The sequence below is a fragment of the Humibacter ginsengiterrae genome (genome assembly GCF_054780115.1).
In genome coordinates, this window is record NZ_BAAGWY010000015.1 from 12912 (window position 1) to 36761 (window position 23850).

The 23850-nt window shown below is 69.3% G+C and carries 27 protein-coding genes; 5 read left to right on the top strand and 22 right to left on the bottom strand.

Translation table 11 applies throughout. The annotated features are described in order from the left end of the window. Positions 1-16: 16 nt before the first annotated feature. Genes ACYVII_RS15580 through paaA form a run of 6 tightly spaced genes read right to left on the bottom strand, consistent with a single transcriptional unit; the run spans position 17 to position 4616 of the window. A complete protein-coding gene (locus ACYVII_RS15580; RefSeq protein ID WP_460536738.1) occupies positions 17-781 on the bottom strand; it encodes an enoyl-CoA hydratase/isomerase family protein in 765 nt (254 codons plus the stop codon). A 14-nt stretch (positions 782-795) separates the two neighbouring features. After that, positions 796-1977: a 1,2-phenylacetyl-CoA epoxidase subunit PaaE gene (paaE, locus tag ACYVII_RS15585; RefSeq protein ID WP_460536740.1), complete on the bottom strand. Its 1182-nt coding sequence runs from the start codon at positions 1975-1977 to the stop codon at positions 796-798. Then, complete coding sequence (gene paaD / locus ACYVII_RS15590) at positions 1977-2480, bottom strand: 1,2-phenylacetyl-CoA epoxidase subunit PaaD (RefSeq protein WP_460536742.1); 504 nt, start codon at positions 2478-2480, stop codon at positions 1977-1979. The genes paaE and paaD overlap by 1 nt, the downstream gene beginning before the upstream one ends. Then, positions 2474-3295, bottom strand: a complete 822-nt coding sequence (paaC, locus tag ACYVII_RS15595; RefSeq protein WP_460536744.1) for a 1,2-phenylacetyl-CoA epoxidase subunit PaaC — start codon at positions 3293-3295, stop codon at positions 2474-2476. The genes paaD and paaC overlap by 7 nt, the downstream gene beginning before the upstream one ends. After that, positions 3292-3630, bottom strand: a complete 339-nt coding sequence (paaB, locus tag ACYVII_RS15600; protein ID WP_460536747.1) for a 1,2-phenylacetyl-CoA epoxidase subunit PaaB — start codon at positions 3628-3630, stop codon at positions 3292-3294. The genes paaC and paaB overlap by 4 nt, the downstream gene beginning before the upstream one ends. Further along, a complete protein-coding gene (gene paaA, locus ACYVII_RS15605) occupies positions 3630-4616 on the bottom strand; it encodes a 1,2-phenylacetyl-CoA epoxidase subunit PaaA (RefSeq protein WP_460536748.1) in 987 nt (328 codons plus the stop codon). The genes paaB and paaA overlap by 1 nt, the downstream gene beginning before the upstream one ends. Before the next feature lie 89 nt (positions 4617-4705). Here paaA and paaI point away from each other — a divergent pair, with 89 nt between their 5' ends. The 3 genes from paaI (at position 4706) to ACYVII_RS15620 (ending at position 7423) form a co-directional block, all read left to right on the top strand. Next, entirely contained in the window at positions 4706-5140 is a 435-nt protein-coding gene (gene paaI, locus ACYVII_RS15610; RefSeq protein ID WP_460536750.1) for a hotdog family protein, read from the top strand. 133 nt (positions 5141-5273) lie between these two features. Further along, entirely contained in the window at positions 5274-6596 is a 1323-nt protein-coding gene (gene paaK / locus ACYVII_RS15615; protein ID WP_460536752.1) for a phenylacetate--CoA ligase, read from the top strand. A 203-nt stretch (positions 6597-6799) separates the two neighbouring features. After that, positions 6800-7423, top strand: coding sequence for a TetR/AcrR family transcriptional regulator (locus tag ACYVII_RS15620; RefSeq protein ID WP_460536754.1), 624 nt, complete (start codon positions 6800-6802; stop codon positions 7421-7423). A gap of 123 nt (positions 7424-7546) precedes the next feature. Here the strand turns inward: ACYVII_RS15620 and paaZ are convergent, their stop codons facing one another. Then, positions 7547-9604: a phenylacetic acid degradation bifunctional protein PaaZ gene (paaZ, locus tag ACYVII_RS15625; RefSeq protein WP_460536756.1), complete on the bottom strand. Its 2058-nt coding sequence runs from the start codon at positions 9602-9604 to the stop codon at positions 7547-7549. A 171-nt stretch (positions 9605-9775) separates the two neighbouring features. Here paaZ and ACYVII_RS15630 point away from each other — a divergent pair, with 171 nt between their 5' ends. Further along, positions 9776-10132, top strand: a complete 357-nt coding sequence (locus ACYVII_RS15630; protein ID WP_460536923.1) for a PaaI family thioesterase — start codon at positions 9776-9778, stop codon at positions 10130-10132. A 4-nt stretch (positions 10133-10136) separates the two neighbouring features. Here the strand turns inward: ACYVII_RS15630 and ACYVII_RS15635 are convergent, their stop codons facing one another. From ACYVII_RS15635 to ACYVII_RS15665, 7 genes are all read right to left on the bottom strand, one after another. Further along, on the bottom strand, positions 10137-10994 hold the full coding sequence (locus tag ACYVII_RS15635; RefSeq protein WP_460536758.1) for a 3-hydroxyacyl-CoA dehydrogenase family protein: 858 nt from the start codon (positions 10992-10994) through the stop codon (positions 10137-10139). Beyond that, positions 10991-11764, bottom strand: coding sequence for an enoyl-CoA hydratase/isomerase family protein (locus ACYVII_RS15640; protein ID WP_460536760.1), 774 nt, complete (start codon positions 11762-11764; stop codon positions 10991-10993). The genes ACYVII_RS15635 and ACYVII_RS15640 overlap by 4 nt, the downstream gene beginning before the upstream one ends. Before the next feature lie 336 nt (positions 11765-12100). After that, positions 12101-13603, bottom strand: a complete 1503-nt coding sequence (gene guaB, locus ACYVII_RS15645; RefSeq protein WP_460536926.1) for an IMP dehydrogenase — start codon at positions 13601-13603, stop codon at positions 12101-12103. Positions 13604-13825: 222 nt separating this feature from the next. Beyond that, positions 13826-14206, bottom strand: a complete 381-nt coding sequence (locus ACYVII_RS15650) for a hypothetical protein (RefSeq protein WP_460536761.1) — start codon at positions 14204-14206, stop codon at positions 13826-13828. Positions 14207-14349: 143 nt separating this feature from the next. Continuing rightward, entirely contained in the window at positions 14350-15411 is a 1062-nt protein-coding gene (rarD, locus tag ACYVII_RS15655; RefSeq protein WP_460536764.1) for an EamA family transporter, read from the bottom strand. A gap of 47 nt (positions 15412-15458) precedes the next feature. After that, positions 15459-15755, bottom strand: a complete 297-nt coding sequence (gene groES / locus ACYVII_RS15660; RefSeq protein ID WP_170024899.1) for a co-chaperone GroES — start codon at positions 15753-15755, stop codon at positions 15459-15461. A gap of 151 nt (positions 15756-15906) precedes the next feature. Continuing rightward, positions 15907-16470 carry a flavin reductase family protein gene (locus ACYVII_RS15665; RefSeq protein ID WP_460536766.1) on the bottom strand — a complete coding sequence of 188 codons (564 nt, stop codon included), beginning with the start codon at positions 16468-16470 and terminating at the stop codon, positions 15907-15909. 279 nt (positions 16471-16749) lie between these two features. Between ACYVII_RS15665 and ACYVII_RS15670 the strand changes: the two genes are divergently transcribed. Continuing rightward, on the top strand, positions 16750-17940 hold the full coding sequence (locus ACYVII_RS15670; RefSeq protein WP_460536768.1) for a class I SAM-dependent methyltransferase: 1191 nt from the start codon (positions 16750-16752) through the stop codon (positions 17938-17940). A gap of 54 nt (positions 17941-17994) precedes the next feature. On the opposite strand, the gene ACYVII_RS15675 is transcribed toward ACYVII_RS15670, so the two are convergent. The 8 genes from ACYVII_RS15675 to ACYVII_RS15710 all read right to left on the bottom strand — a co-directional run bounded on the left by ACYVII_RS15675 (position 17995) and on the right by ACYVII_RS15710 (position 23775). Then, on the bottom strand, positions 17995-18675 hold the full coding sequence (locus ACYVII_RS15675) for a DUF4190 domain-containing protein (RefSeq protein WP_460536770.1): 681 nt from the start codon (positions 18673-18675) through the stop codon (positions 17995-17997). An 89-nt stretch (positions 18676-18764) separates the two neighbouring features. Further along, the gene (locus ACYVII_RS15680) at positions 18765-19220 is read right to left on the bottom strand and encodes a DUF4190 domain-containing protein (RefSeq protein ID WP_460536772.1); all 456 of its coding nucleotides are present in this window, start codon (positions 19218-19220) and stop codon (positions 18765-18767) included. A 248-nt stretch (positions 19221-19468) separates the two neighbouring features. After that, the gene (gene tsaD / locus ACYVII_RS15685; RefSeq protein WP_460536774.1) at positions 19469-20530 is read right to left on the bottom strand and encodes a tRNA (adenosine(37)-N6)-threonylcarbamoyltransferase complex transferase subunit TsaD; all 1062 of its coding nucleotides are present in this window, start codon (positions 20528-20530) and stop codon (positions 19469-19471) included. After that, positions 20527-21012 (bottom strand): GNAT family protein, encoded by a 486-nt coding sequence (gene rimI / locus ACYVII_RS15690; protein WP_460536776.1) that lies wholly within the window; start codon positions 21010-21012, stop codon positions 20527-20529. Before rimI ends, tsaD begins: the two co-directional genes overlap by 4 nt. Next, a complete protein-coding gene (tsaB, locus tag ACYVII_RS15695) occupies positions 21009-21644 on the bottom strand; it encodes a tRNA (adenosine(37)-N6)-threonylcarbamoyltransferase complex dimerization subunit type 1 TsaB (protein WP_460536778.1) in 636 nt (211 codons plus the stop codon). Before tsaB ends, rimI begins: the two co-directional genes overlap by 4 nt. 130 nt (positions 21645-21774) lie before the next feature. Then, positions 21775-22290, bottom strand: a complete 516-nt coding sequence (tsaE, locus tag ACYVII_RS15700) for a tRNA (adenosine(37)-N6)-threonylcarbamoyltransferase complex ATPase subunit type 1 TsaE (protein ID WP_460536780.1) — start codon at positions 22288-22290, stop codon at positions 21775-21777. Then, positions 22283-23401: an alanine racemase gene (gene alr, locus ACYVII_RS15705; protein WP_460536782.1), complete on the bottom strand. Its 1119-nt coding sequence runs from the start codon at positions 23399-23401 to the stop codon at positions 22283-22285. The genes tsaE and alr overlap by 8 nt, the downstream gene beginning before the upstream one ends. After that, entirely contained in the window at positions 23398-23775 is a 378-nt protein-coding gene (locus ACYVII_RS15710; protein WP_460536784.1) for a holo-ACP synthase, read from the bottom strand. The genes alr and ACYVII_RS15710 overlap by 4 nt, the downstream gene beginning before the upstream one ends. Positions 23776-23850: the final 75 nt, after the last annotated feature.

Consider the following 23850-nt stretch of genomic DNA (forward strand, 5'->3'; position numbering starts at 1 on the left):
GAAGGCGGACAGTCCGTCAGCGGCCGGTGAATCGGGGGCGGCGCTTCTCGCGGAACGCGGCAAAACCCTCCGCGTAGTCGTCGGTCGTCGAAAGGGCGACCTGGGCATCCGTCTCTTCGGCCACGGACTGCCACAGCCCGACTCGATCGTCGCGGATGCGTGCGACGAGCCGCTTCTCCACGAGGAACGCGGCCGTGGGGCCTGCCGCGACGGCAGCGGCCTTCTCCCGGGTGAACTCGAGAACGTCGTCGGCGGGCACGACGCGGCTGAAAACGCCGGATGCCACGGCATCCGCCCCGCTCATCAGCTCGCCGGTGTAGATGAGGTCGAGTGTGCGGTGCGCGCCCAGCCGCTCGACGAACAGCGCATGCCCGCCGGAGTCCAGCGCGGCGCCGAGGCCGGCGAACGGCGATCCGATCTTCGCCGAATCGGCGACGTAGACGACGTCGCACGCTATGAGCAGGCCGAGGCCGACGCCGAGACAGGCACCCGTCGCCACACCGAACGTCGGAGCGGGGAAGTCGCTCAGCCGGTGCTGCAGGGCCGTGAGCCGGTCGAGGTAGCCGCGCGGGTCATCCGTCGCCGGATCCACCTGCGACACGTCGCGACCTGCGCAGAACGCCCTGCCCTCCCCGCGCAGCACGAGCGCACGCGCGCCGAGCGCGGACTCGAGGGAGGCATCCAGCTCGTTCAGCCCGTCGAGATCGAGCGCATTGAGCTTCTGCGGCCAGTCGAGCACGACCTCGGCGACGTCACCGCTGCGTTCCACGCGTACCGGCATGGCGTTCCTCTCCTTCAGGCGTCGTAGTCGACCACGACCTCCTCGCTCGTCGGGATCGACTGACACGTCAGAACGTAGCCGCGATCCAGTTCCTCCTGCTCGAGCGCGTAGTTCTCAACCATGTCGACCGTGCCCTCGCGGAGCACCGCGCGGCACGTGCCGCACACTCCGCCGGCGCACGCGAACGGTACATCGCCTCTCACCCGGAGCGCGGCATTCAGGATGCTCTCCTGCGAGTGCTCAGCGGTCGTCACCGTCGAGGTCGTCCCATCGAGCCGGAACGAGATCGTGCACGTCTTCTCGCCGGGGTCGACCACGATCGGTCGCCCGCGCTGCGGCGATGGGCTGCCCGGCTCCCCCGTGGTGAACAGCTCGTAGCGGATGCGATCGGCCGGCACCCCGCGTGCGCCGAGCGCGTCCCGACACAGCTGCACGAGTTCGAACGGCCCGCAGAGGAACCACTCGTCCACATCGTCGACGGGAACCAGATCGTCGAGAATGCGGTTCAGTTTGCCGGCATCCAGGCGGCCGCTGAGCAACTCGGAGCTTCGACGCTCGCGGGTCAGCACGTGGTACAGCGCGAGCCGCGACGGGTACCTGTCCTTCAGGTCGGCGAGCTCGTCGACGAACATGGTGTCCATCGCCGTGCGGTTGGAGTAGACGAGCGAGAACCTGGTCGTCCCCGACGCCGCGAGAACGCTCTGCGCCAGCGCGATGACGGGCGTGATGCCGCTTCCCGCCGCGATCGCGGCACAGTGCACCGGCCCGGCCCCGTCACCCGACGTCACCCGCGACGTGAACCGCCCCTCCGGGCTCATCACCTCCAACGTCATGCCGGGGTGGAGGTTCTCCAGCGCCCAGGTCGAGAACACGCCGCCGAGGTCCCGCTTGATGCCCACCTTCAGCTCACCGGTGGTGCCCTGTTCACCGATCGGGTGGGATGCCGGTGCCTGGCAGATCGAGAAGCTGCGGCGCAGCACGTCACCGTCGATCTTCGTGCGAATCGCGATGTACTGCCCCGGCTCGTAGTCGTACGCGTGCGCCAGCTCGGCGGGCACGGCGAACGTCACCTCGACGGCATCCGGCGTCAGCTGCCGAACTGCCGAGACCGTCAGCGGGTGGAATGCCCCACGTCGCTTCGACTGCGATGGCAGCGGCGACGACTCCGCCGGTGCCTCCGCAGGTGGGGCTGCCATCAGTGCGCCTTGAAGTGGTCGAACGGCTCTCCGCACTTCTGGCACACGTACAGCGCCTTGCACGAGGTGGACCCGAAGTGCGAGAGCTCGCGGGTGTGCAGCGATCCGCAGTGCGGGCAGCGGATGCCCAGTCCCAGCCCCACGCGCCCGTCGCGCGCACGCGGCCCCGGCGGCGCGATTCCGAACGCCTCGAGCTTCTCCTTGCCGGCCTCGCTCATCCAGTCCGTCGTCCATGCGGGAGCCAGTACTGTGCGTACGTCCACGTTCCGGTATCCGGCATCCGTGAGCGTCGTCGCGATGTCGTCGCGCATCGCGTCGACGGCGGGGCAGCCGGAGTACGTGGGCGTGATCTCGACCCGCACCGTCGCATCCGCACCCTCTCCGGCCACGTGCACGGAGCGCAGCACCCCGAGGTCCTCGATCGTGAGCACCGGCACCTCCGGGTCGCGCACCTCGGCGGCGAGCGCCCACACGCGGCGTTCTTCCGTGGTCGCAGTCACCATGTCGCCCCCGGATGCTGCCTCGCGAGCACCTGCATCTCCGCCAGCAGGTGCCCGAACGCCTCGGTGTGCACACCGCGCCGTCCGCCGCCGCCGGCAGCGGGAACCTCGGGCAGCTCGAGCCCGGACTCCGCGATCACCGCGGGCACCGTGCGGTCGAAAGCGTCGCGCAGGGTCTCCGGCGGCACTGCCACGCCGTCGAGCGCATCGGCTGCCGGGTCCGCGCGAAACAGCTCGTCGACGAACGGCCACATGGCATCCAGGCCCGCCTGCATGCGCTCGTGCGAGACATCCGTACCGAGTCCCAGACGCCTGGTCCACTGCACACTGTGGTCGAGGTGGTACTCGACCTCCTTTGCAGCCTTCGCGGCGATCGCCGCGAGCGTCGGGTCGGCGGATGTCTGCAGCCGCGCGTACAACGCGTCGAAGTACACCGAGGCGATGAGCTGCCTGGCGATGGTGTGCGCGAAGTCGCCGTTCGGGCGCTCGAACAGCTGGTGATTGCGGAACTCCTGCTCGTCGCGGAAGTAGGCCAGATCGTCCTCGCTCTTGTCCCACGCGGAGCCCGCGTAGGTGAGGAACGAGCGCGCGTGGCCGAGCAGGTCGAGGCCGATGTTCGCCAGCGCCACGTCTTCCTCGAGCTCAGGGGCGTGCGCGATCCACTCGCCGAGGCGCTGCGCCAGGATGAGCGCGTCGTCGCCGAGCCCGAGCGCGTAGTGTGCTACCTCGTCGCCCGGCCGCTGCAGTCCGTCGGCGAGTTCCCGCTCGATCGTCTCGGCCGAGACGGCAGTGGAGACGGCGCGTTTCGTGTGCCTCACAGGTGCGGCACCCCCTCGGAGGCGGTGTAGTACGTGGCGTGCCGGAACTCCTTGCCCTCCGCGGACTCGAAGAACGCACCACGGGCATCCACATCGGATGCCGTGATCGCACTCGACGGAACCACCCACACCGAGACGCCCTCGCCGCGCCTCGTGTACAGGTCGCGGGCGTTGCGAACCGCCATGACGGCATCCGGTGCATGCAGGGACCCCGCGTGCACGTGCGACAGCCCGCGGGAGGAGCGGATGAACACCTCCCAGAGCGGCCACGTCTCGCGACCCGTCACGCCGGCCTCACGGCCGGCGGCGTCCGCGTCCGAACCGCGTGCGGCCATCACGCGATCCTCTCCAGGGCGGCCGACCGGTCGGCGTCCTCTCGCTCGGCATACGCCCGGGCGGCCTCCCGCACCCAGGCGCCCTCCTCGTGTGCGGCACGACGGTTGGCCAGGCGCACGGTATTGGCCTGGCCGTGGCCGGCCAGCACGGCGTAGAACTCGTCCCAGTCCAGCTCGCCGAAGTCGTAGTGCCCGCGCTCCTCGTTCCACTTCAGGTCGGGGTCGGGCAGTGTCACGCCGAGGATCTCCGCCTGCGGCACGATCATGTCCACGAACCGCTGCCGCAGGTCGTCGTTGCTGAACCGCTTGATCTTCCACGCCATGCTGCGCTGCGAGTTGGGAGACTCAGCATCCGTCGGCCCGAACATCATGAGCGCGGGCGCGTACCAGCGGTTCACGGACTCCTGCGCCATCCGCTGCTGCGCCGGCGTGCCGCGCATGAGCGTGAGCAGGATCTCGAATCCCTGCCGCTGGTGGAACGACTCCTCCTTGCAGATGCGCACCATGGCGCGGCCGTACGGGGCGTACGAGCAGCGGCACAGCGGCACCTGGTTGCAGATCGCGGCGCCGTCGACGAGCCATCCGATCGAGCCCATGTCGGCCCAGGTCGGCGTCGTGTAGTTGAAGATCGAGGAGTACTTGGCTTTGCCGGTGAGCAGCTGCTCGTACATGGTCTCGCGGTCGATGCCGAGCGTCTCGGTGGCGGAGTAGAGGTACAGGCCGTGTCCCGCCTCATCCTGCACCTTCGCCATCAGGATGGCCTTGCGCTTCAGGCTCGGTGCGCGCGTGATCCAGTTGCCCTCCGGCTGCATGCCGATGATCTCGGAGTGGGCGTGCTGCGACATCTGGCGGATGAGCGTCTTGCGGTAGGCATCCGGCATCCAGTCCGTGGGCTCGACCCGGGAGTCCTCATCGATCAAGCGCTGGAAGGCCAGCTCCTCCTCGGCCAGGTCGCCGGTCAGGTCGTCCGCAGTTGCTGTGGACATCGTCGTCTCCGCTTCTATACTTACCGAACGTTCAGTTAGTATATCAACACCCGGTCGATGACGAGCGGGCACGTTCGATGAGGAGCGACATGAGCAGCCAGACGATGATGCAGCGCGACAGGGCATCGGCGGCCCTCGGCATCGAGGTCGTCACTGACGAGGCCGGTTATGCGGTGGTGCGGATGCCTGTGCGCGACGACATGCTCAACGGCTTCGACATCATCCACGGCGGCCTCGTGTTCGCGCTCGCCGACACCGCGTTCGCGATCGCCTGCAACGAGGACGACGACGTCACGGTCGCCGCGGGTGCCGACATCACGTTCCTCAAGTCGACGAGCGCGGGCGCCGTGCTCACCGCCACCGCCCGCCGCGTCGTGCGCAGCGGCCGCACCGGGCTGTACGACGTGAGCATCGTCGACGACACCGGCGACCGCGTCGCGGAGTTCCGCGGGCGCTCCGTCACCACCCGGCGGCCCGCGCCGCCTCTCGAGCCCGCGCAAGCCATGGCAGACCACCGAAACTAGGCGTTTGCGCCGGCACTACGTGCCATACACGTGGTCTCGGCGCATACGCCTAGCCTCACCTGCGGGGCGCGGCAGCGGGGCACCACGCGGGCAATCCGTAGGCACACCGGCACCACTGAACAGGAGGCCGTCGATGACGACGACACAGACCACGGCGCTGCGGATGACGCCGGCCGACCCCGAATCCCTCGACCCGGCCGAGCGGATGAGCGTGGACGAGTTGCGCGCCCTGCAGCTGGAGCGGCTGCAGTGGACGGTGCGGCACGCCTACGAGAACGTGCCGCTGTACACGCGAAAGCTGGACGAGGTGGGAGTCGCGCCCACGGACATCCGCTCGCTCGACGACGTGCATCTGCTGCCCTTCACGACGAAGGCGGACCTGCGAGAGACGTACCCGTTCGGCATGTTCGCGGTGCCGATGTCGAAGGTGGCGCGCATCCACGCATCCAGCGGAACCACCGGACGGCCAACTGTCGTCGGCTACACCATCGGCGACCTGGAGCGCTGGGGCGATCTGGTGGCGCGATCGCTGCGGGCCTCCGGCGTGCGGCCCGGCATGAAGGTGCACAACGCGTACGGCTACGGCCTGTTCACGGGCGGGCTCGGCGCCCACGCCGGCATCGAGCGGCTCGGTGCCACGGTCATCCCGGTCTCCGGGGGGCAGACGGCCAGACAGGTGCAGCTCATCGTCGACTTCAGGCCGGATGCCATCATGTGCACCCCGAGCTATCTGTTGACGATCGCGGATGCCATGGAACAGGCCGGCGTCGACCCGCGCTCCACCAGCCTGAGAGTGGCGATCCTCGGTGCCGAGCCGTGGACGAACGAGCTGCGCCGCACCATCGAGCAGCGCATGAACCTCGACGCCGTCGACATCTACGGGCTCAGCGAGGTAATGGGGCCGGGCGTCGCGAACGAGTGCGTGGAGACGAAGGATGGCCCGCACATCTGGGAAGACCATTTCCTTCCGGAGGTGATCGACGCGAACGGCCGGCCGCTGCCCGACGGCGAAACCGGAGAACTCGTGTTCACCTCGCTCACCAAGGAGGCGTTTCCTGTGCTGCGCTACCGCACCCGCGACCTCACGCGGCTGCTTCCCGGCACGGCGAGAGCTGCGATGCGGCGTATGGAACGCATCACCGGACGCAACGACGACATGATCATCCTTCGTGGCGTCAACCTGTTCCCGACGCAGATCGAGGAGCTCGTGCTCAGCATCGAGACACTGACCCCGCACTTCGTGATCGAGCTGACGAAGTCCGGCGCGATGGATGCCATGACCGTGCGCATCGAACGCCACCCGTCCCTTCCCCGTGAGACGTGCGAGGCAGCCGCCGTGGTGTTGGCCGAGCGGATCAAGAGCCGGCTCGGCTCCACTGTGGAGATCAAGCTGGAGGAGCCCGGAACGCTGCCGCGCAGTGAAGGCAAGTACAAGAGGGTGTATGACCTGCGGTGACGCCCCGACGTGCGCCCGCCGGCCCGCGACCCCGGCCCGCGACCCCGGCCCGCGCGAAAACAGGCAGGAAAGCGTGTTCCCCGTGAGAGCAGGCAAGATGTGCCTGTTCCGGCGCGATGTGCCTGTTTTCGGGCGGTGTCGAGTCTTGTCCGCACGGCCGCGCACGTACTGAAAGCACGCACGTACTGAAAGACTGACGCATGATGACCGAGGCGAAACCAGAAGCACCCGAGGTGAAGCGAGGGCGTCCGGGCTACGACCAGCGCGGCGTGCTCGAGGTTGCGGTCGCGGCGTTCAACGAGTTCGGCTACGACGCGACCTCGATCGGAGTGCTGGCCGAGCGGCTGGGGCTGTCGAAGTCGGCGATCTATCATCACGTGGCATCCAAAGACGAGCTGCTCGAACTCGCGCTGAACGAGGCGCTCGACGGTCTCGAAGGCGTGCTGCTCGAGGACGGCGCCCGCAACGGCGCCGCGGCCGATCGCCTCGCACACGTTCTGCGCGGTGCAGTCCTCGTGCTCGTCGAACGGCTGCCTTACGTCACGCTGCTACTGCGTGTTCGCGGCAATACGCATGTCGAGCGCAGGGCACTGGCGCGGCGTCGCGCCTTCGACCGCTCGGTGGCCGTCCTCGTGAAGGATGCCCGCGACGAGGGATCCCTGCGCGCCGACATCGATCCGGGCATCGCCACCCGTCTTCTCTTCGGCATGATCAACTCGATCGTCGAGTGGTACCGGCCAGGCGGACCCGAGAGCGCCGCGCAGCTCGCGGACGACGTGCTCACGGTTGCGCTCGACGGGTTGCGGGTTGCTCGCCCGAGGGCGTAGTCAGCGTCGGCCGAAGGCACTGACGGTCGGAGCCGCAACCCCGAAATTGGCGCGCCGTCTTGCCTCTTCAAGCGGCTTCATCTTGCCGACAGCCCGGGAGAAGTCGAAGTACGCCTCCAGGGCCTACTCCTTCGCCACCAGGGTCAGCACGTCGTACGTGGCCACCGTCTCGTCGCGCTGGTTCGTCAGCACGGCGTCCCAGCGCACCTCGCCGTAGTCATCCGTCTCGCGCGGCGTGATCTGCTTCGCCGTCAGGTCGACCCGGATGCTGTCACCGGGCGACACCGGCGTCAGGAATCGCAGGTTCTCGAGTCCGTAGTTGGCCAGCACGGGCCCCGGGTCAGGATCGACGAAGAGCCCGGCGGCGAACGACACCAGCAGGTAGCCGTGCGCGACCCGTCCGGGGAAGAACGGGTTCGCGGATGCCGCCTCCTCGTCCATGTGCGCGTAGAACGTGTCACCGGTGAACTCGGCGAAGCGCTCGATGTCCGCCATCGTCACCGCGCGCGACGGGGACGAGATGCGGTCGCCGATGCGCAGCTCGGCCAGCGACTTGCGGAACGGATGCCTGCCACCGGCATCCGCAGCCGCACCGGCGTGCCACTCCCCCGTGATCGCCGTGAGCATGTCAGGGGACCCCTGGATGGCGCTGCGCTGCATGTGGTGCAGCACCGCCCGGATACCGCCCAGCTCCTCACCGCCTCCCGCACGGCCCGGGCCGCCGTGCACGAGGTGCGGCACGGGGGATCCGTGGCCCGTCGAGGTGCGGGCGTCGTCGCGGTCGAGAACGAGCACGCGCCCGTTGTAGGCGGCGATGCCGGAGACCAGGTCGACGACCTCGGCGGGATCGTGCGACGCGACGCTCGTCACAAGCGAGCCGCGGCCCGCGTTCACGAGGGCGATGGCATCCGCGGTCTCGCTGTAGCCGAGCACGCTCGCGACGGGACCGAAAGCTTCGATGCGGTGCACGGCATCCGTCCATGGATCCTCGAACTCGAGCAGGATGGGCGCGACGAACGCACCGTCGGTGTCCGCGCCGCGGCTGCCGTCTGCACGCACGACCTCTGGCGCGTCGAGCGAGCCGAGCACGATGCGTCCGCCGGCGTCGACGAGGCGGCCGACCTGCCGGAGCACCTCCTCGCGCTGCTGCAGAGAGGCGAGCGGACCCATGGTGACGCCGTCGGCACGCGGGTCGCCGATCACCACGCGCTGCGCGATCCGGTCGCCGATCGCGGCCATGACCGCGCCGCGCATCCGCTCGGGCACGATCACGCGGCGGATGGCGGTGCACTTCTGACCGGCCTTCACCGTGAGCTCGGCGACGACGCTCTCGACGAAGGCGTCGAACTCCGGTGTGCCGGGTGCGGCATCCTTGCCCAGCACCGACGCGTTGATGGAGTCCGTTTCGCTCGTGAACCGCACGCCGCCGGTGCGCACGGACTCGTTCCCCCTGAGCCGCTCCGCCGTCGACGCGGATCCGGTGAACGACACCAGATCGCCGAGCCGGAGCGCGTCGAACAGCCCGGGAACGCTGCCGGAGACGAGCTGCAGCGTGCCGTCGGGCAGCAGTCCGGAATCGACGAGGATGCGAACATACGCCTCGGCGAGGTACCCGGTCGGGGTGGCGGGCTTGACCAGTGTCGGAACGCCGGCCAGGAACGCGGGCGCGAACTTCTCCAGCGACCCCCAGACCGGAAAGTTGAACGCGTTGATCTGCACCGCGACCCCGGGCAGCCGGGTGTACACATGCCGCCCGAGGAATGTGCCGTCCTTCGACAGCCGCTCCGCCGGTCCGTCAATGACGACCTGCGTGTTCGGCAGCTCACGCCTGCCCTTCGATGAGTAGGTGAAGAGCACGCCGATGCCGCCGTCGATGTCGACCATGGCATCCGTCTTCGTCGTTCCGCTGCGTGCCGAGAGCTCGTACAGCTCGTCCTTGCGCTCGGTGAGTGCCTGCGCGAACTGCTTGAGCAGCAGTGCGCGCTGATGGAACGTAAGCCGGCCGAGGGATGCCTGCCCCACCGAGCGCGCGTACTCCAGCGCCCCCGGGAAGTCGAGTCCGTTCGTGCTGACGCGGGTCACCACCTCACCGGTGGATGCGTCGCGCACGTCGACGGCGTCGCCATCGTCGTCGGGCGTCCACCAGGCTCCCTGCACGTAGCTGGGCAGTATGTCGGTCATCGTGTGCCTCCTGCTGTGGGGTTCGCGTTCGCGAGGCTGCACGCCCTCCCCGAGACCGTGGGAATCACCCGCTGTCTCGGGGCTGCCATGCGGTCTCGTGGCGGCTGGTAGCCTGCGGCTGTGAGTGACGACGAGCCGTGGCGCATTGAACTCGGCGAGCTCGACGTCAAGATGGGCGTGACGATCCTCGAGCAGTCTGCGGAGCGCGTCGTCGCCACCATGCCGGTCGAGGGAAACCGCCAGTCGTTCGGGCTGCTGCACGGCGGAGCATCCGTCGCGTTCGCCGAGGCGCTCGGGTCGTGGGCTGCTGTCATCCACGCGGGTCCCGGCAGGTCGGCGGTCGGCCTCGACATCAACGCCACGCACCACCGTTCGGCGCGATCCGGCCTCGTCACCGGTGTCGCAGAGGCGATCAGCCTCGGGCGCCGCGTGACCTCGCACGCCGTCACGGTGACCGACGAAGACGGCCGCCTGCTCTGCACCGCGCGCATCACGAATCTCATCGTGGATCGCCGTCCCGACTCCTGAGCGATCACGGCGCGTCCCACTCGAAGAAGCCCCGGCCCGTCTTGCGGCCGAGTTCCCCTGCGGCCACCTTGTCGCGCAGCAGCTGTGGCGGCTCGAACCTGTCGCCGAGCCGGCCGTGGAGGTACTCGGCGATGCCGAGCCGCACATCCAGACCCACGATGTCGGTGAGCCGGAGCGGTCCGACCGGATGCCGGTAGCCCAGCTCCATCGCCCGGTCGATGTCTTCAGCGCTCGCCACGCCATCCTCGAGCATGCGAATCGCCTCCAGCCCGAGCGCGACGCCGAGCCGGCTGGATGCGAAACCCGGGGCGTCCGCGACCGTCACGGCGGTCTTGCCGATGGCCGCAACCCAGTCCTGTGCTGCGCTCAGGATCGTCTCGGCGGTCGCGGCTCCGCGCACCACCTCCACGAGCTTCGAGGCCGGAACCGGATTGAAGAAGTGCAGCCCGAGGAACCGTTCGGGCTCCGGTAGCGTCGCCGCGAGGTCGTCGATCGAGATCGACGAGGTGTTGCTCGCGATGACGGCGTCTGGCGCCGACCGGGCCACTCGCGCCAGGGAGTCGACCTTGAGCGGGAACTGCTCCGGCACCGCCTCGACCACGAGGCCGCACTCCGCGAACGCCGTGTCGGCCGTCCCCACCGACAGCCGATCGTTCAGCGCTTCGACGCTCTCCTCCGTCGTTCCGCGCTCGACGCTGGCCCTCACTGCACGAAGCACGCGAGCGGATGCCGCCTCGCACTGCTCGTCGTCACGCTCGACGACGCGCACGAGGCATCCGGAGACCAGGAACGCGTGTGCGATTCCGGCGCCCATCGTTCCGCCGCCGAGCACGCCGACGACCCTCGGCAGGCTCGCCGTCATCGTGCGCTCCCGTCCGTCGCGCCCTGCTTGCGTTGCCTTCGCTCCAGAAAGCCCGTCATCCGCCGGTGCTTCTCCGGCGACTCGAAGAGTACGGCCTGCTCTCGAAGGTCGATCTCGGGATGCTCGTCGGCCGGCGCCGCGAACACCGCCTTCGTCGCGATCGTGGCCGCGGCATCCATCGAGGCGATCCGGTCGGCCAGCCGGTGCGCTGCCGCCATCAGCTCGGATGGCTCGACGACCTCGCCGAGCAGGCCCGCCTGCAGCGACTCCTGGGCATCGAGGCGACGACCGGCCAGCAGAAGCTGCTTCGCCAGCGGCTCCCCGATGAGCTCGCGGAGCCGCCAGGTGGCGCCGGCAGCGGCGATGATGCCGAGCCCGGTCTCAGGGTTGCCGAACACGGTGCGCGGCGTGCCGATGCGGAAGTCCGCCGCGTACGCGAGCTCCGCACCGCCACCGAGAGCCCACCCATCGACCGCGGCGATCACGGGCATCGGCAGACGCGCGATGCGTATGAACAGGCGTGTGTTGATGCCGGCGAGCGCGTCCTGCGCCGTGCGGTCGCGCAGCTCCGCGATGTCGGCACCCGACGCGAACACGCCGTCGCCGCCGGCGAGGATCAGGATGCGCGGCTCGACCTCCAGCTCGGCACACACCCCGTGCAGCTCGTCGACCATGCGCTGGTCGATCGCATTGCGGGTCTGCGGCCGGTCAAGCGTGACCACCATGCGATCGTCGCCGCGCTCGATGCGGGTAGTCCGAGCGTCGGTCATCCGCTCCCGCCCTTCATCGCGCCAGAACTGCCACAGCCAGGTCTGCACGGCCGCCTTTAGTTACCGACCGTTCGGACAGTAATTCTCGCAGAGCGACCCGGCCCGGTCAAACGGCGGGGACTTCCGGACACCGAATACCGCAACACGTGAGACGCACCGCTGAAGCATGTCTCAGATCCTGCGGGTTCGGGATCCCGAAGTCGCAAGAAGTGAGACACGCTGCTCAAGCATGTCTCACAACCTGCGGGTTTGGCGTCCTGAAACCACAACAAATGAGACACGCTGCTCCAGGACCGGCGTAGCGGCGTCAGCGAGGAACCGGCGGCGGCCGGCGCGTCAGCGGGTGTAGTTGGGCGCCTCGACGACCATCTGGATGTCGTGCGGGTGCGACTCCTTGAGGCCCGCCGGCGTGATGCGCACGAACCTGCCGCGCTCCTTGAGCTCCGGGATCGTGCGCGCGCCGACGTAGAACATCGACTGCCGAAGGCCGCCGGTGAGCTGGTACGCGACAGAGGAGAGCGGTCCGCGGTAGGCGACGCGGCCCTCGATGCCCTCGGGGATCAGCTGGTCGTCGCTCGGCACATCCGCCTGGAAGTAGCGGTCACGCGAGTACGACGTCTTCTTGCCGCGCGTCTGCAGAGCGCCGAGCGAACCCATGCCCCGGTAGTTCTTATACTGCTTGCCGTTCACGAAGACCAGGTCGCCCGGGCTCTCGTCGCATCCGGCCAGCAGCGAGCCGAGCATGACGGTGTCGGCACCGGCGACCAGCGCCTTCGCGATGTCGCCCGAGTACTGCAAGCCGCCATCCGCGATCACCGGAACCCCGGCGGGACGTGCGGCGAGGGATGCCTCGTACACGGCAGTGATCTGCGGAACGCCGACGCCGGCGACGACCCGGGTGGTGCAGATGGAGCCGGGACCGACGCCCACCTTGATGGCGTCGGCACCGGCATCCACCAGCGCCTGAGCTCCGGTGCGAGTGGCGACATTGCCGCCGATCACCTCGACGTGTGCCGAGCGCGGCTCACGCTTGAGCCTGTGGATGATCTCCAGTACGCCCTTGCTGTCGCCGTTGGCGGTGTCGACGACGATCACGTCGACGCCCGCGTCGACCAGGGCCATCGCCCGGTCCCAGGCGTCGCCGAAGAAGCCGATCGCCGCACCCACGCGCAGCCGGCCCTCGGAGTCCTTGGTGGCGTTCGGGTACTTCTCGCTCTTGTCGAAGTCCTTGACCGTGATAAGCCCGCGCAGCTTGCCTTCTGCGTCCACCAGCGGCAGCTTCTCGATCTTGTGCTGCGCGAAGATCGCGATCGCGGAGTCGGGGTCGACTCCGACCGGGGCGGTGATCAGCGGCGCCTTCGTCATCACGTCGCGCACAAGGGTCGACGACTTCTCGAACTGCGAGACGAAGCGCATGTCGCGGTTCGTGATGATTCCGACGAGCCTGCCGTCATCCTCGACGACGGGGAGGCCCGAGACGCGGAACTGGCCGCACAGAGCGTCCACCTCTTCGACCGTCGCGTCGGGCGTGGTCGTCACGGGGTTGCTCACCATGCCGGACTCGCTGCGCTTCACCTTGTCGACGAAGGTCGCCTGGTCCTGGATGGAGAGGTTGCGGTGCAGCACCCCGAGGCCACCCTGCCTGGCCATCGCGATGGCCATGCGCGACTCGGTGACGGTGTCCATGGCGCTGGAGAGCAGCGGGGTTGCCACGCTGATGCGCTTGGTCAGGCGCGAGGACGTGTCGGCCTCACTCGGAATCACATCCGTGTGCCCCGGCAGGAGCATCACGTCGTCGTACGTCAGTCCCATGAATCCGAACGGGTCCGCCTGGTCCATCTCTCCCCTGTTCTCGTCTGTGCTCGTCTTCTCGTCTGTGCTCGTCGCATCCGGCTCGCATGGAGTAGCCACGGGCTTCGCTGCAGGGTCCTGAGCGCGGATGTTCCATGTTAACGCCGCGCATCGGCTCAGCATTCCGGATGCCTGTGCCCGGCTGCGCGCGCCTGTGCGGCCGCTCAGGTCGGCCGATCCGCTCGAACACCGGCCGACCGGAGGCGGCGCTCAGGCGGGAACCGGTGCCCCGACACCCGGAGCCGGACGCAGCGCGGCCGCCAGCCTGCGCACCCCCGAACGGATGCGCCGTCCGGTGCGTTTGAACCAGTCGTCGTCGTCCTTGTCGCGGTTGAGCACGAGTACCACCACACGCATCGCCGCGATCGCCAGCCAGAGCGCCGCGAAGAACGTGTCGCCCTGCATCACATCGAGCACCGCGATGGCGCCGGAGATCACGGCGACCAGCATCGCGAGCACGATGTAGCGGCTGCGCCACACGTAGCGTTCCCGCGAACCGCGCACCGCGCGGCGGTAGAGAGCAAGCGCGTAAGACTCCGCGAAGCTCGTACCGAGTGCAGCGCTGACGAGCAGCAGCGCGCCGATCGACATGCCTCCACTATGCGCCCCGCGCCCGACGATCGGCCCAGAATCCCCATTCCCGACAGTGCGCGTCCATTCACCCGAGGGTGCGGGTCCGTCCGCCCGAGGGTGCGCGTCCGTCCGCCCGAGGGTGCGCGTTCGTTCAGGGAGTCCTATTCCGGTAGCGGGTCGGAGGAGACTGCATCCGTCGACGGCGCATCCCCCGCCGCCGCCGCACGTCGATCGCGTCGCACCGCGAGCACCACGTCGACCGTGAGCACGACGAGCGCGACCCAGACCAGGGCGAATCCGATCCAGCGCTCCAGCGTCATCGTCTCGTGCAGGAGCACGACTCCGACGATGAGCTGCAGGATCGGCGTGAAGTACTGAATGAACCCCATCACGATGAGCGGCAGCCGGCGCGACGCCGCGGCGAAGAACAGCAGCGGCACCGCCGTGATCACGCCGACACCGACGATGCCGATGGCGTGCAGCAGGCTCACGTGGCCGAATGTGATGCCCGTCGTCACACCGACCACGATCAGCTGCACGATCGCGACGGGCGTGAGCCACGCGGTCTCGAGCGTGAGGCCGCTGAGGGCATCCACGTTGCGCCCCACCTGCTTCTTGACCAGGCCGTACAGTCCGAACGAGAACGCCAGGAGAAGCGCAATCCAGGGCAGCCGACCGTATCCGACAGTCAGCACGACAACAGCGACGACCGAGACGCCGATCGCGATCCACTGCGTGATGCGCAGGTGCTCGCGCAGCACGATCACGCCGAGCAGAACGGTCACGATCGGGTTGATGAAGTAGCCGAGGGATGCCTCAACCACCTGACCCGACGTCGTCGCGTACACGTACGTCTGCCAGTTCACGTAGATGAGCGCGCCGGCCGCACCCATGATGAGCACGATGCGCGGACGCCTCAGGATGACCGCGAAAGCGCGCCACGCCCGTGTGACGACGATCGCGATGGCGCAGAACACGAGCGAGAACACGACGCGCCAGGCGACGATCTCGAACGGACCGGTCGGCGCGAGCGCAATGAAGTAGATCGGGAGGAATCCCCAGATGAAGTACGCCGAGACCGCATACACGATGCCGCGACCGGCACGAGCGGGCGCGGCTACAGCTGGTGACGTGGTGGGGTCGTTCCCCGCGGATTCGGACACCGCACAATCGTAGGGCGAAGCCACCGACACGGACGCCGAAGGGGCCCGGATGCCAGGCATCCGGACCCCTTCGAAGCGTTACGTCTGCTGCGACAGCAGACTGAGCGTCAGCGCTCGATGACGGCCAGCACGTCGCGAGCCGAGAGCACCAGGAACTCGTCGCCGCCGAACTTCACCTCGGTGCCGCCGTACTTGGAGTAGAGCACCTTGTCGCCGACGTTGACGTCGAGCGGAACGCGGTTGCCGTTGTCGTCGATGCGACCGGGTCCGACGGCGATGACCTCGCCCTCCTGCGGCTTCTCCTTGGCGGTGTCCGGGATGACCAGGCCGGACGCAGTGGTCTGCTCAGCCTCGACCTGCTTGATAACGATGCGATCCTCGAGCGGCTTGATGGAGACCGACACGGTTGACCTCTTTCTGTACTTTGTACTGAAGACGTAGTTAGCACACTGACAGTGAGAGTGCTAATGAGCAGTGTAGGCGCACCGTTGGCACTCGTGCAACGTGAGTGCAAGCAAGGGACGCGATTCCACGAGCGGCGGTGCTCGAGCCGCGCTACGACGGATCGGAGAGCGCGCGGTACGCCCGATCGAGGTAGGCGACCGGCTCGCCCGGTTCTCCGGCATGAATCTCGAGCACCTCCGCCAGCACGAGCACGGACGATCCGACCGGAGTGCTCTGAAGGATGCGACACCGCAGCGCGACGCGCGCGCTCGGCAGATGCGGTTCCCCGGTGGGCAGCGCCGACCAGCCTTGTTCCGGAGTGAAGCGGTCCGTTCCCGAGTGCGCGAAGACATCCGCCAGCCCCACGTGCGCGGCGTCGAGCAGGTGTATGAGATGGGTCGGCGCCGACAGGATGCCGCCGGCACTTCCGGTCGCACGCGTCACGGAGAACGCCAACGCCGGTGGATCTGCGCTCACGGATGCCACGCTCGAGGCGGTGAGTCCGACAGGCCCGTCTGCGGTGAGCGCGGTGATCAGCGCGATGCCGGCAGGATGCAGCCGGAAGGCGTCCTTGAAGGCTTCTGGGGTCGCCCTTCGGGGAGCCGGCACGGCGATGCGCCGAGCCAGGGCCTCGGGAGACGAAGCGGGAGTTGCCAGGGGTTCAGTTGCGGTCATGCGTTCGGGTCGTGTCTCGGGTTCCGGGAGGTGTTCGGGTCGTGCAGGTGAGGGCGGAGGGAGGTGCGGGCATCCTCGGGCGGTTGCCCAGAGTGGCGCTCGATGCAATACCCGTGCCGCCCTCCGCTCTGATGAGCCTAGGACCTCAACCAATGTTGAGGTCAACTCGTACCGGCCGTCCGGGGAGAAGAACGCGCACCCTCGCCGGAACGAACGCGCACGCTCGGCGGAACGCCACGCGCACCCTCGCGCGTGGAGTTGTCGCGATAGGTTGTCGCAGTGGAACGCGCGGAACTGGTCGAGCTGCTGAGCCCGGAGGGTCTGCGGCTGCTGGACTCCCTGCCGCCGTACGAGAGCGCGGCCGACGTGGTGCACATGGTGAGCGCGTTGCGCAAGCAGGGGCATCCGCCCGGGCTGGTGGCGACGGTGCTGACGCAGTCCAAGCTGCGCGGCAAGGCCGCGGCGAAGTTCGGTCCGTTCGCTTCGCGCATGCTGTTCACGGAGGCAGGGCTGGAGCAGGCGACCCGCCTGCAGGTGGCCGCCCGTCACGCGGCACGCTTCGCCCGAGCCGGCCTCACCCGGGTGGCCGACCTGGGGTGCGGCATCGGAGGCGACGCCATGGCCATGGCCGCGCTCGACCTCGACGTCACCGCAGTGGACGCCGACGAGGTCACGGCCGCGATCGCGAGCTACAACCTCGCGCCCTTCCCGAACGCCACGGTGCGCCAGTCACGGGCCGAAGACGCAGAGCTGACCGGGCAGGACGCCGCCTATCTCGACCCAGCGCGCCGCACCTCCGGGCACGCGAACACGAGACGGCTCTCCGACCCGGCCGAGTGGTCGCCGAGTCTCGACTTCGTCTTCGGTCTTGCCGAGCGGATGCCCGTGGGCGTCAAACTCGGACCGGGCGTCGACCGTGCCCTTATCCCCGACGGCGCTGAGGCGCAGTGGATCTCGGTGGACAGGCAGGTGGTGGAGGTCGGCGTCTGGACCGGGCCGCTCGCACGAGACGGCATCCGCCGCGCGGCGCTCGTCATGCACGGAGACGAAACGACCGAACTCACCGGCGGGGCCGATTCCGCCGACGAGCCGACCGGGGACCTCGGCGAGTATCTGTATGAACCGGACGGCGCTGTCATCCGTGCGCGGCTGATCGGCGACCTCGCCCGCACGCTGAAGGCGAGGATGCTCCGCCACGACATCGCTTACATCACGGCCGACACCCTGACGCGCACCCCGTTCGCTGACGCGTTCCGGGTCATCGAGGAGTTGCCGGTCAAGGAGTCGGAGCTGCGCGCGGCGCTCGCAAGTCGCCGGATCGGAACCCTCGAGATCAAGAAGCGCGGAGCGGATGTCGACCCCGCGGCACTGCGCAAGCGGCTCCGGCTGAGGGGGGAGGCATCCGCCACCCTCGTGCTCACCCGGATCGGCGCACGCCATGTTGCGCTTCTCGTCGAGCGCGCGGGCTGAGACGAACGAGAGCCGTTCCGATGATGCGGAACGGCCCTCGTGTCGTTTCGGTGCTCAGTAGCCGGAGTTGTAACTGGCCGAGGCGATCGCGCCGATCACGATGATGAGAATCCAGAGCAGGATGAAGGCGACGGAGACGAAGCCGAGGATGATTCCGGTGAGCCAGAATCCCTTCGCCTGCGGCTCGCGCGACTTGCCCAGGAATCCGAGCACGATACCGGCGATGCCGAACAGCACGCCCCAGCCGACCGAGATGACGCCGACGATGCCGCCGATCAGAGCCAGGATGCTCAGGATCGGGGTCTTCGAGGGCGTCGGCGCGTACGGCTGCCCGTACTGCGGAGCGCCGTACGGAGGCTGCACGGGAGCCCCATACTGCGGGGCAGGCGGCTGCTGCGGAGCATAAGGCTGCTGGGGCGCGCCGTAGGGCTGCTGCGGGGCACCGTACGGCTGCTGCGGGGCACCGTAGGGCTGCTGCGGGGCACCGTACGGCTGCTGCGGCGCGCCATACGGCTGCTGCGGCGCGCCGTACGGCTGGGGCGGAACGGGCGGAGCCGGCGGGGCGCTGTACGGTTGCTGAGGAGGCACGTTGGGCTGCGGAGGCTGCGGAGGAGCAGCGGACGGCTGCTGCGGCACCGGAGGTGCCGACGGCGGTGCGACCGGCGGCTCCTGCCGGGGCTCGCCACCCGGCGCGGGCACCTGCTCCGGGTTCTGCGGAGCATTTGGATCGGACATCGGACCTTCCTTCGTCAGTAGACGTCAGCGGCGCAGCGCTCGGAACGAAATCCGAGTCGCCGCGCCGCAGATGGATCGGTGGTGCTGAATCAGTAGTTGTTGAGTGACGAACCCACCGACGCGAGGATCGCCACGAGCACGATGATGACGATGATCTCGAGCGCGATGGCGACGAAACCGAGGATGATGCCGGTCAGCCAGAAGCCCTTGGCCTGCGGCTCCCTGCTCCGCCCGATGAAGCCGAGGATGACGGCCGCGATGGCGAACAGACCACCGAAGTAGAAGAAGGAGCCGATGATTCCGACGATGCCGCCGATCAGCGACAGGATGCTCAGAATCGGAGACTTCTGCACGGGAGCGGCGTACGGCTGCCCGTACTGCGGAGCCTGGGGCGCGCCGTACTGGGGTGCGGCCGGCTGCTGTGGTGCACCGTACTGCGGCGGCGCGGGCTGCTGAGGTGCAGCCGGCTGCGGCGCGGCCGGCTGGGGCGCCGGCGGCTGCTGCGGCGAGCCCGCCGGGTCCTGAGGAGCGTTGGGATCGGACATGTGCTTGATCCTTTCGAATGGGCCGGCCGTCAATAGCGGCCGGTCGTGCATCGCTCGGGATCGAACCTGAGCGAAAGCTGTGTATGCCAATGCTGGCATCCGCCTTCAGGGGTGTCAATGCATGCCGCGCGCGGCGTGTCGAACCGTTACCCCGGTGAGCGAATGCGCATTCCGCACGCTATTCGCCGTCGCGAAGCACCGCGATGGGTACCTGTCCCCATGCGCGCCGGACCATCCTGTGGATGTTCTCAGACCTGCACGTCGGTCACAGGCAGGGTCGAGTCCGCACCGAAGTCGAGTCCGCTCGGAGCGTGCCCAGCCATGATGCGCTGCGCGGCGAGCGCCGCGATCATCGCGCCGTTGTCGGTGCACAGAGACAAGGCGGGGATGCGCAGCCGGATGCCCGCGGCATCCGCTCGTTCCTGCGCCAGCTGTCGCACGCGCGCGTTGGCGACCACTCCGCCGCCGAACAGCAGCCGCGGCACCTCGCGGTCGATGCACGCGGCGATCGCCTTGCGCAGCAGTACGTCGGCGACGGCCTCGCGGAAGCTCGCGGCGACGTCGGCGACGGGAACGGGCTCGCCGGCATCCTCTCGCCGCTCCACCCAACGTGCCACGGCGGTCTTCAGCCCCGAGAACGAGAAGTCGTAGCGGTGCTTCGCCAGGTCTTTGGGCAGCGAGAGTCCGCGCGGAAAGCGGATGGCATCCGGATGCCCGTGCGCGGCGACTCGGTCGATCTGCGGCCCCCCGGGGTACGGCAGCCCGAGCACGCGCGCGACCTTGTCGAACGCCTCACCGGCCGCGTCGTCGATGGTCTCACCGAGCAGTTCGACATCGTCGGTGAGGCTGCGCACGTGCAGCAGCGAGGTGTGGCCGCCGGAGACGAGCAGCGCGATCGTCGGCAGCTCCAGCTCACGGCCCGGACCTCCGTCGGCGTCGAGCAGGTCGGCACCGACGTGACCGACGAGGTGGTTCACGCCGTACAACGGCTTGCCGAGCGCGACGGCGAGCGCCTTGGCCGCCCCGACGCCGACCATGAGTGCGCCGGCGAGCCCTGGCCCGCTGGTGACGGCGACGGCGTCGACCTCGTCCAGACGGATGCCCGCACGCTCGACCGCCTCCGTGATGGCCGGCTCCAGCGCTTCGAGGTGCGCACGCGCGGCGACCTCCGGCACGACTCCGCCGTAGCGGGCGTGCTCCTCCATGCTGGAGGCGATCACGTTGGCGAGCAGCCGGGTGCCGTGCACGATGCCGACGCCGGTCTCGTCGCACGACGTCTCGATGCCGATCACCAGTGGTTCGTCGATCACGCAGCGACCTCCCCGAGCGTGAGGCGCATCACGATCGCGTCGACGTCGTCGGGCTGGTAGTAGTGCGGGCGCACCGCGAGCGACACGAAGCCCAGCGAATCGTAGAGCCGCTGGGCGTTCGGGTTGTCCGCCCGCACCTCGAGGAACACCTCGCGGGCGCCGCGGCGTGATGCCTCGCCGATCATGGCGACCATGAGCGCGCGGCCCAGGCCCAACCGCCTCGCAGCCGGGGCGACCGCGATCGTCTGGATGTCGGCATCCCCGGAACCGGGGACCGCCCGCAGGCCGGAATACGCCACCACGTCCCCATCGCGCTCCACCACGAGGTAGCAGGAGTGCGGCGCGGTCAGCTCGGCGCGCATGAGGGCGGGCGACCAGGCATCCGTGACGAAGATCGAGGTCTCGAGCGCCATGATCGCCTCGAGATCGTCCGCGGTGGCCAGCCGGAGACCGGCGACGGCGTCGGCCTGCACCGCGCTCATGCCGTCACCCGCTTCGGACCACTCGAGGGCGTGACGTCGGGCGAGCGCAGGTAGAGCGGACGATCTTCAGCGAATGGACGCCTCGCCGCGTACAGCCATTCCGCGAGCATGCCGAGCTGCCCGGCCGAGACGGATGCCGCGTCGTATCTCGGCACGTCCGCGCCGTGCAGGGCGACGCGTTCGAGCTCGTCGGGCTTGGACAGCCCCGGCCCGCCGGTGCGCAACGGGATGCCCAGCTCGTCGACGCCGCCGTACGTGCTCCAGTACAGCTCGCGCCTGCGGGCATCCGTCACCACCAGCAGCGGGCCCGTGTGTCCCCAGGCGTATCGCTCGAGTGCGACGGCGTCGTGGCTCACGATCGGCACGACGGGCTTGCCGATGCCGAGCGCGAACGCCTTCGCCGCCGCAATGCCGACGCGCAGGCCGGTGAACGGCCCTGGGCCCATGCCCGCGGCGACTCCGGACAGCTCGGCGGGGACGACGGATGCCTGCGCCAGCGCGTCCCGGATCATCCCGCCGATCACCTCGGCGTGCCGCATCGTGTCCGCGACGCTCAACTCGCTGAGCACGCCGCCCTCCCGGTCCACCACGGCGACGGATGTGCCGGCCGAGGTGTCGATCGCGAGGAGCATCGTTCCAGCGTAGTCAAGCAGCGCGCGCTCCCTCCGGCCGACGCCGTGTCGGCTCGGACGCCATGGTGCAAAATGCGTATTTTGCGTATTTTGCAACAGGTCATTTTCGGGAGGGTCGCCACGGGTCAGGTCAGGCCCAGCGGGGACCGTGCGGCGTGACCGTCACGGTGCGCGGCTCCTCTGGGGCGTCCTCGTCCAGGCCCGCGTAGGACGCCGACGCCTCTCCCGCACCGGTCGGGCGGTCGATCGCGACGTCGAGCCACGAATCGGCGACGCCGTCGAGCATGCCGCTTCCCCACTCCACGACGACGACCGAGCGGGCGAAGTCGATGTCGAGGTCGTCGAGCTCCAGCGCGGAGCCGAGCCGGTAGGCATCCACGTGCACGAGCGGCGTTCCGCCGTTCAGCGACGGATGCGTACGCGCCAGCACGAAGGTCGGGCTCGTCACCGGGCCGCGTACGTTCATCGCCTCGCCGATGCCACGCGTGAGAGTGGTCTTGCCCGCGCCGAGCGGACCGGACAGCACGACGAGGTCGCCCGCCTGCAGCAGGCGCCCGAGCTCGTGGCCGAACGCCTCCATCGCGTCGGACGTGGGCACCGTGCGCGAGCCGGCCAGAGGCATCCGACCCCGGCCTGCGTCAGACATAGCGTCTCGTCACCCGCCTGCCCAGCCTCGTCACGATCTCGTATCCGATGGTGTCGGCGGCGCGCGCCCAGTCCTCGGCCGAAGGTGCACCCGTCGCCGGATCTCCGAACAGCACGACCTCGTCGCCGACCTGCACCGGCTCGTCGCCCACGGCGATCACGATCTGGTCCATCGCCACGCGGCCGGCGATCGGATGCCGCCGCCCGCCGATCGAGACCTCCGCGCGCCCGGATGCCTGCCGCGGCACGCCGTCCGCGTACCCGACAGGAACGAGCGCGAGCGTCGTGTCGCGGGGCGCCCGGTACGTGTGCCCGTACGACACGCCCTGCCCCGCCTTGATGCGCCGCACCGCGACCACGCGGGAGCGCAGCGTCATCGCGGGGCGCAAGCCGAACTCGCCCGGATCCCGGTCCGGGAACGGGGAGACACCGTAGATCGCGATGCCGACCCGCGCCGTGTTGTATCGGCAGCGCGGCAGGGTGAGCGCCGCGCCGCTGGCCGCCAGGTGCACGAGCTCCGGGTTCAGGCCGGCGCGGGCTGCCTCGGCGAGCCCGCGGTCGAACGCGTCGGCCTGGGCGGCATCCGATTCTGCGTCTGTGCCGGAGAGGTGGCTGAAGACGCCGGCCACACGCAGCAGGCCGGCCGTCTCTGCGACGCGCGCGGCGCGAACGACCTCGGGCCAGGCATCCGGGGCGACGCCGTTGCGGCTGAGACCCGTGTCTAGCTTGAGGTGCGCCACGGCAGTGCCGCCGGCTCGCTTCGCGGCGGCGGTGAGCGCGTCGAGCTGGGCGAGGGTCGAAACCCCCACCTCGATGCCGGCGGCGATCGCCGCGTCGAAGTCGGGATCCGAGTCGTGCAGCCAGGCGAGCACGGGCGCCGTGATTCCGGCCTCGCGCAGTTCGATGGCCTCGGCGAGATCGGCGACGCCGAGCCGGTCCGCTCCCCCGGCCAGGGCGGCGCGGGCGACCGGCACCGCCCCGTGCCCGTAGCCGTTCGCCTTGACGACGGCGATGAGGTGCTCGGTGCCGATGGCCCGCCGCAGCGTCTCGACGTTGCCACGGATCGCGCCGAGGTCGACCACGGCCTCCCGCAACGGCGAGAGCTCGCTCATCGTGAGCCCCCGCCGGCCGCGTCGTCGGTCTCGGCGACCACGAACGCGCAGGCAACGCCCGCGTCGTGCGTCATCGTGAGGTGCCATCGGGTGATCCCGCGCGCCGCCGCCTCCTCGGCCACAGCGCCGTGCAGCACAAGCCCGGGGTTGCCGTGCTCGTCCGGCACCACCTCCACATCGGATGCCACGACCACGTCGGCCCGCCCGAGCGCCTTGACCACTGCCTCCTTCGCCGCGAACCGGGCCGCGAGCGAATGGATCGGCAGTCCCTGTTCGCTCTGGGCGAACAGGCGAGTGAGCAGCTTCGGGGTGCGTGCGATGGCGCGGTCGAAGCGCTCCAGGTCGACGATGTCGACACCGATGCCGGCGATCACGAGCGGCGCCCTCGCGCCGTGGTGCGGTTCGCACGATCGCGTCCGCTGCAGGGGACGCAGGCGTCCGCAGCGGAA

Excerpts from the sequence above, each read along its gene's own strand:
- ACYVII_RS15630 (WP_460536923.1), top strand. The coding sequence starts at position 9,776 with ATGGGCGTGACGATCCTCGAGCAGTCTGCGGAGCGCGTCGTCGCCACC.
- paaI (WP_460536750.1), top strand. The coding sequence starts at position 4,706 with ATGAGCAGCCAGACGATGATGCAGCGCGACAGGGCATCGGCGGCCCTC.
- paaZ (WP_460536756.1), bottom strand. The coding sequence starts at position 9,604 with ATGACCGACATACTGCCCAGCTACGTGCAGGGAGCCTGGTGGACGCCC.
- ACYVII_RS15650 (WP_460536761.1), bottom strand. The coding sequence starts at position 14,206 with ATGTCGATCGGCGCGCTGCTGCTCGTCAGCGCTGCACTCGGTACGAGC.
- ACYVII_RS15665 (WP_460536766.1), bottom strand. The coding sequence starts at position 16,470 with ATGACCGCAACTGAACCCCTGGCAACTCCCGCTTCGTCTCCCGAGGCC.
- ACYVII_RS15680 (WP_460536772.1), bottom strand. The coding sequence starts at position 19,220 with ATGTCCGATCCCAACGCTCCTCAGGACCCGGCGGGCTCGCCGCAGCAG.
- paaK (WP_460536752.1), top strand. The coding sequence starts at position 5,274 with ATGACGACGACACAGACCACGGCGCTGCGGATGACGCCGGCCGACCCC.
- ACYVII_RS15675 (WP_460536770.1), bottom strand. The coding sequence starts at position 18,675 with ATGTCCGATCCAAATGCTCCGCAGAACCCGGAGCAGGTGCCCGCGCCG.
- ACYVII_RS15640 (WP_460536760.1), bottom strand. The coding sequence starts at position 11,764 with ATGACCGACGCTCGGACTACCCGCATCGAGCGCGGCGACGATCGCATG.
- tsaE (WP_460536780.1), bottom strand. The coding sequence starts at position 22,290 with ATGTCTGACGCAGGCCGGGGTCGGATGCCTCTGGCCGGCTCGCGCACG.
- paaE (WP_460536740.1), bottom strand. The coding sequence starts at position 1,977 with ATGGCAGCCCCACCTGCGGAGGCACCGGCGGAGTCGTCGCCGCTGCCA.
- rimI (WP_460536776.1), bottom strand. The coding sequence starts at position 21,012 with ATGAGCGCGGTGCAGGCCGACGCCGTCGCCGGTCTCCGGCTGGCCACC.
- ACYVII_RS15635 (WP_460536758.1), bottom strand. The coding sequence starts at position 10,994 with ATGACGGCGAGCCTGCCGAGGGTCGTCGGCGTGCTCGGCGGCGGAACG.
- paaD (WP_460536742.1), bottom strand. The coding sequence starts at position 2,480 with ATGGTGACTGCGACCACGGAAGAACGCCGCGTGTGGGCGCTCGCCGCC.
- ACYVII_RS15620 (WP_460536754.1), top strand. The coding sequence starts at position 6,800 with ATGACCGAGGCGAAACCAGAAGCACCCGAGGTGAAGCGAGGGCGTCCG.
- guaB (WP_460536926.1), bottom strand. The coding sequence starts at position 13,603 with ATGGACCAGGCGGACCCGTTCGGATTCATGGGACTGACGTACGACGAC.
- rarD (WP_460536764.1), bottom strand. The coding sequence starts at position 15,411 with ATGCCTGGCATCCGGGCCCCTTCGGCGTCCGTGTCGGTGGCTTCGCCC.
- alr (WP_460536782.1), bottom strand. The coding sequence starts at position 23,401 with ATGAGCGAGCTCTCGCCGTTGCGGGAGGCCGTGGTCGACCTCGGCGCG.
- paaA (WP_460536748.1), bottom strand. The coding sequence starts at position 4,616 with ATGTCCACAGCAACTGCGGACGACCTGACCGGCGACCTGGCCGAGGAG.
- paaB (WP_460536747.1), bottom strand. The coding sequence starts at position 3,630 with ATGGCCGCACGCGGTTCGGACGCGGACGCCGCCGGCCGTGAGGCCGGC.
- tsaB (WP_460536778.1), bottom strand. The coding sequence starts at position 21,644 with ATGCTCCTCGCGATCGACACCTCGGCCGGCACATCCGTCGCCGTGGTG.
- ACYVII_RS15580 (WP_460536738.1), bottom strand. The coding sequence starts at position 781 with ATGCCGGTACGCGTGGAACGCAGCGGTGACGTCGCCGAGGTCGTGCTC.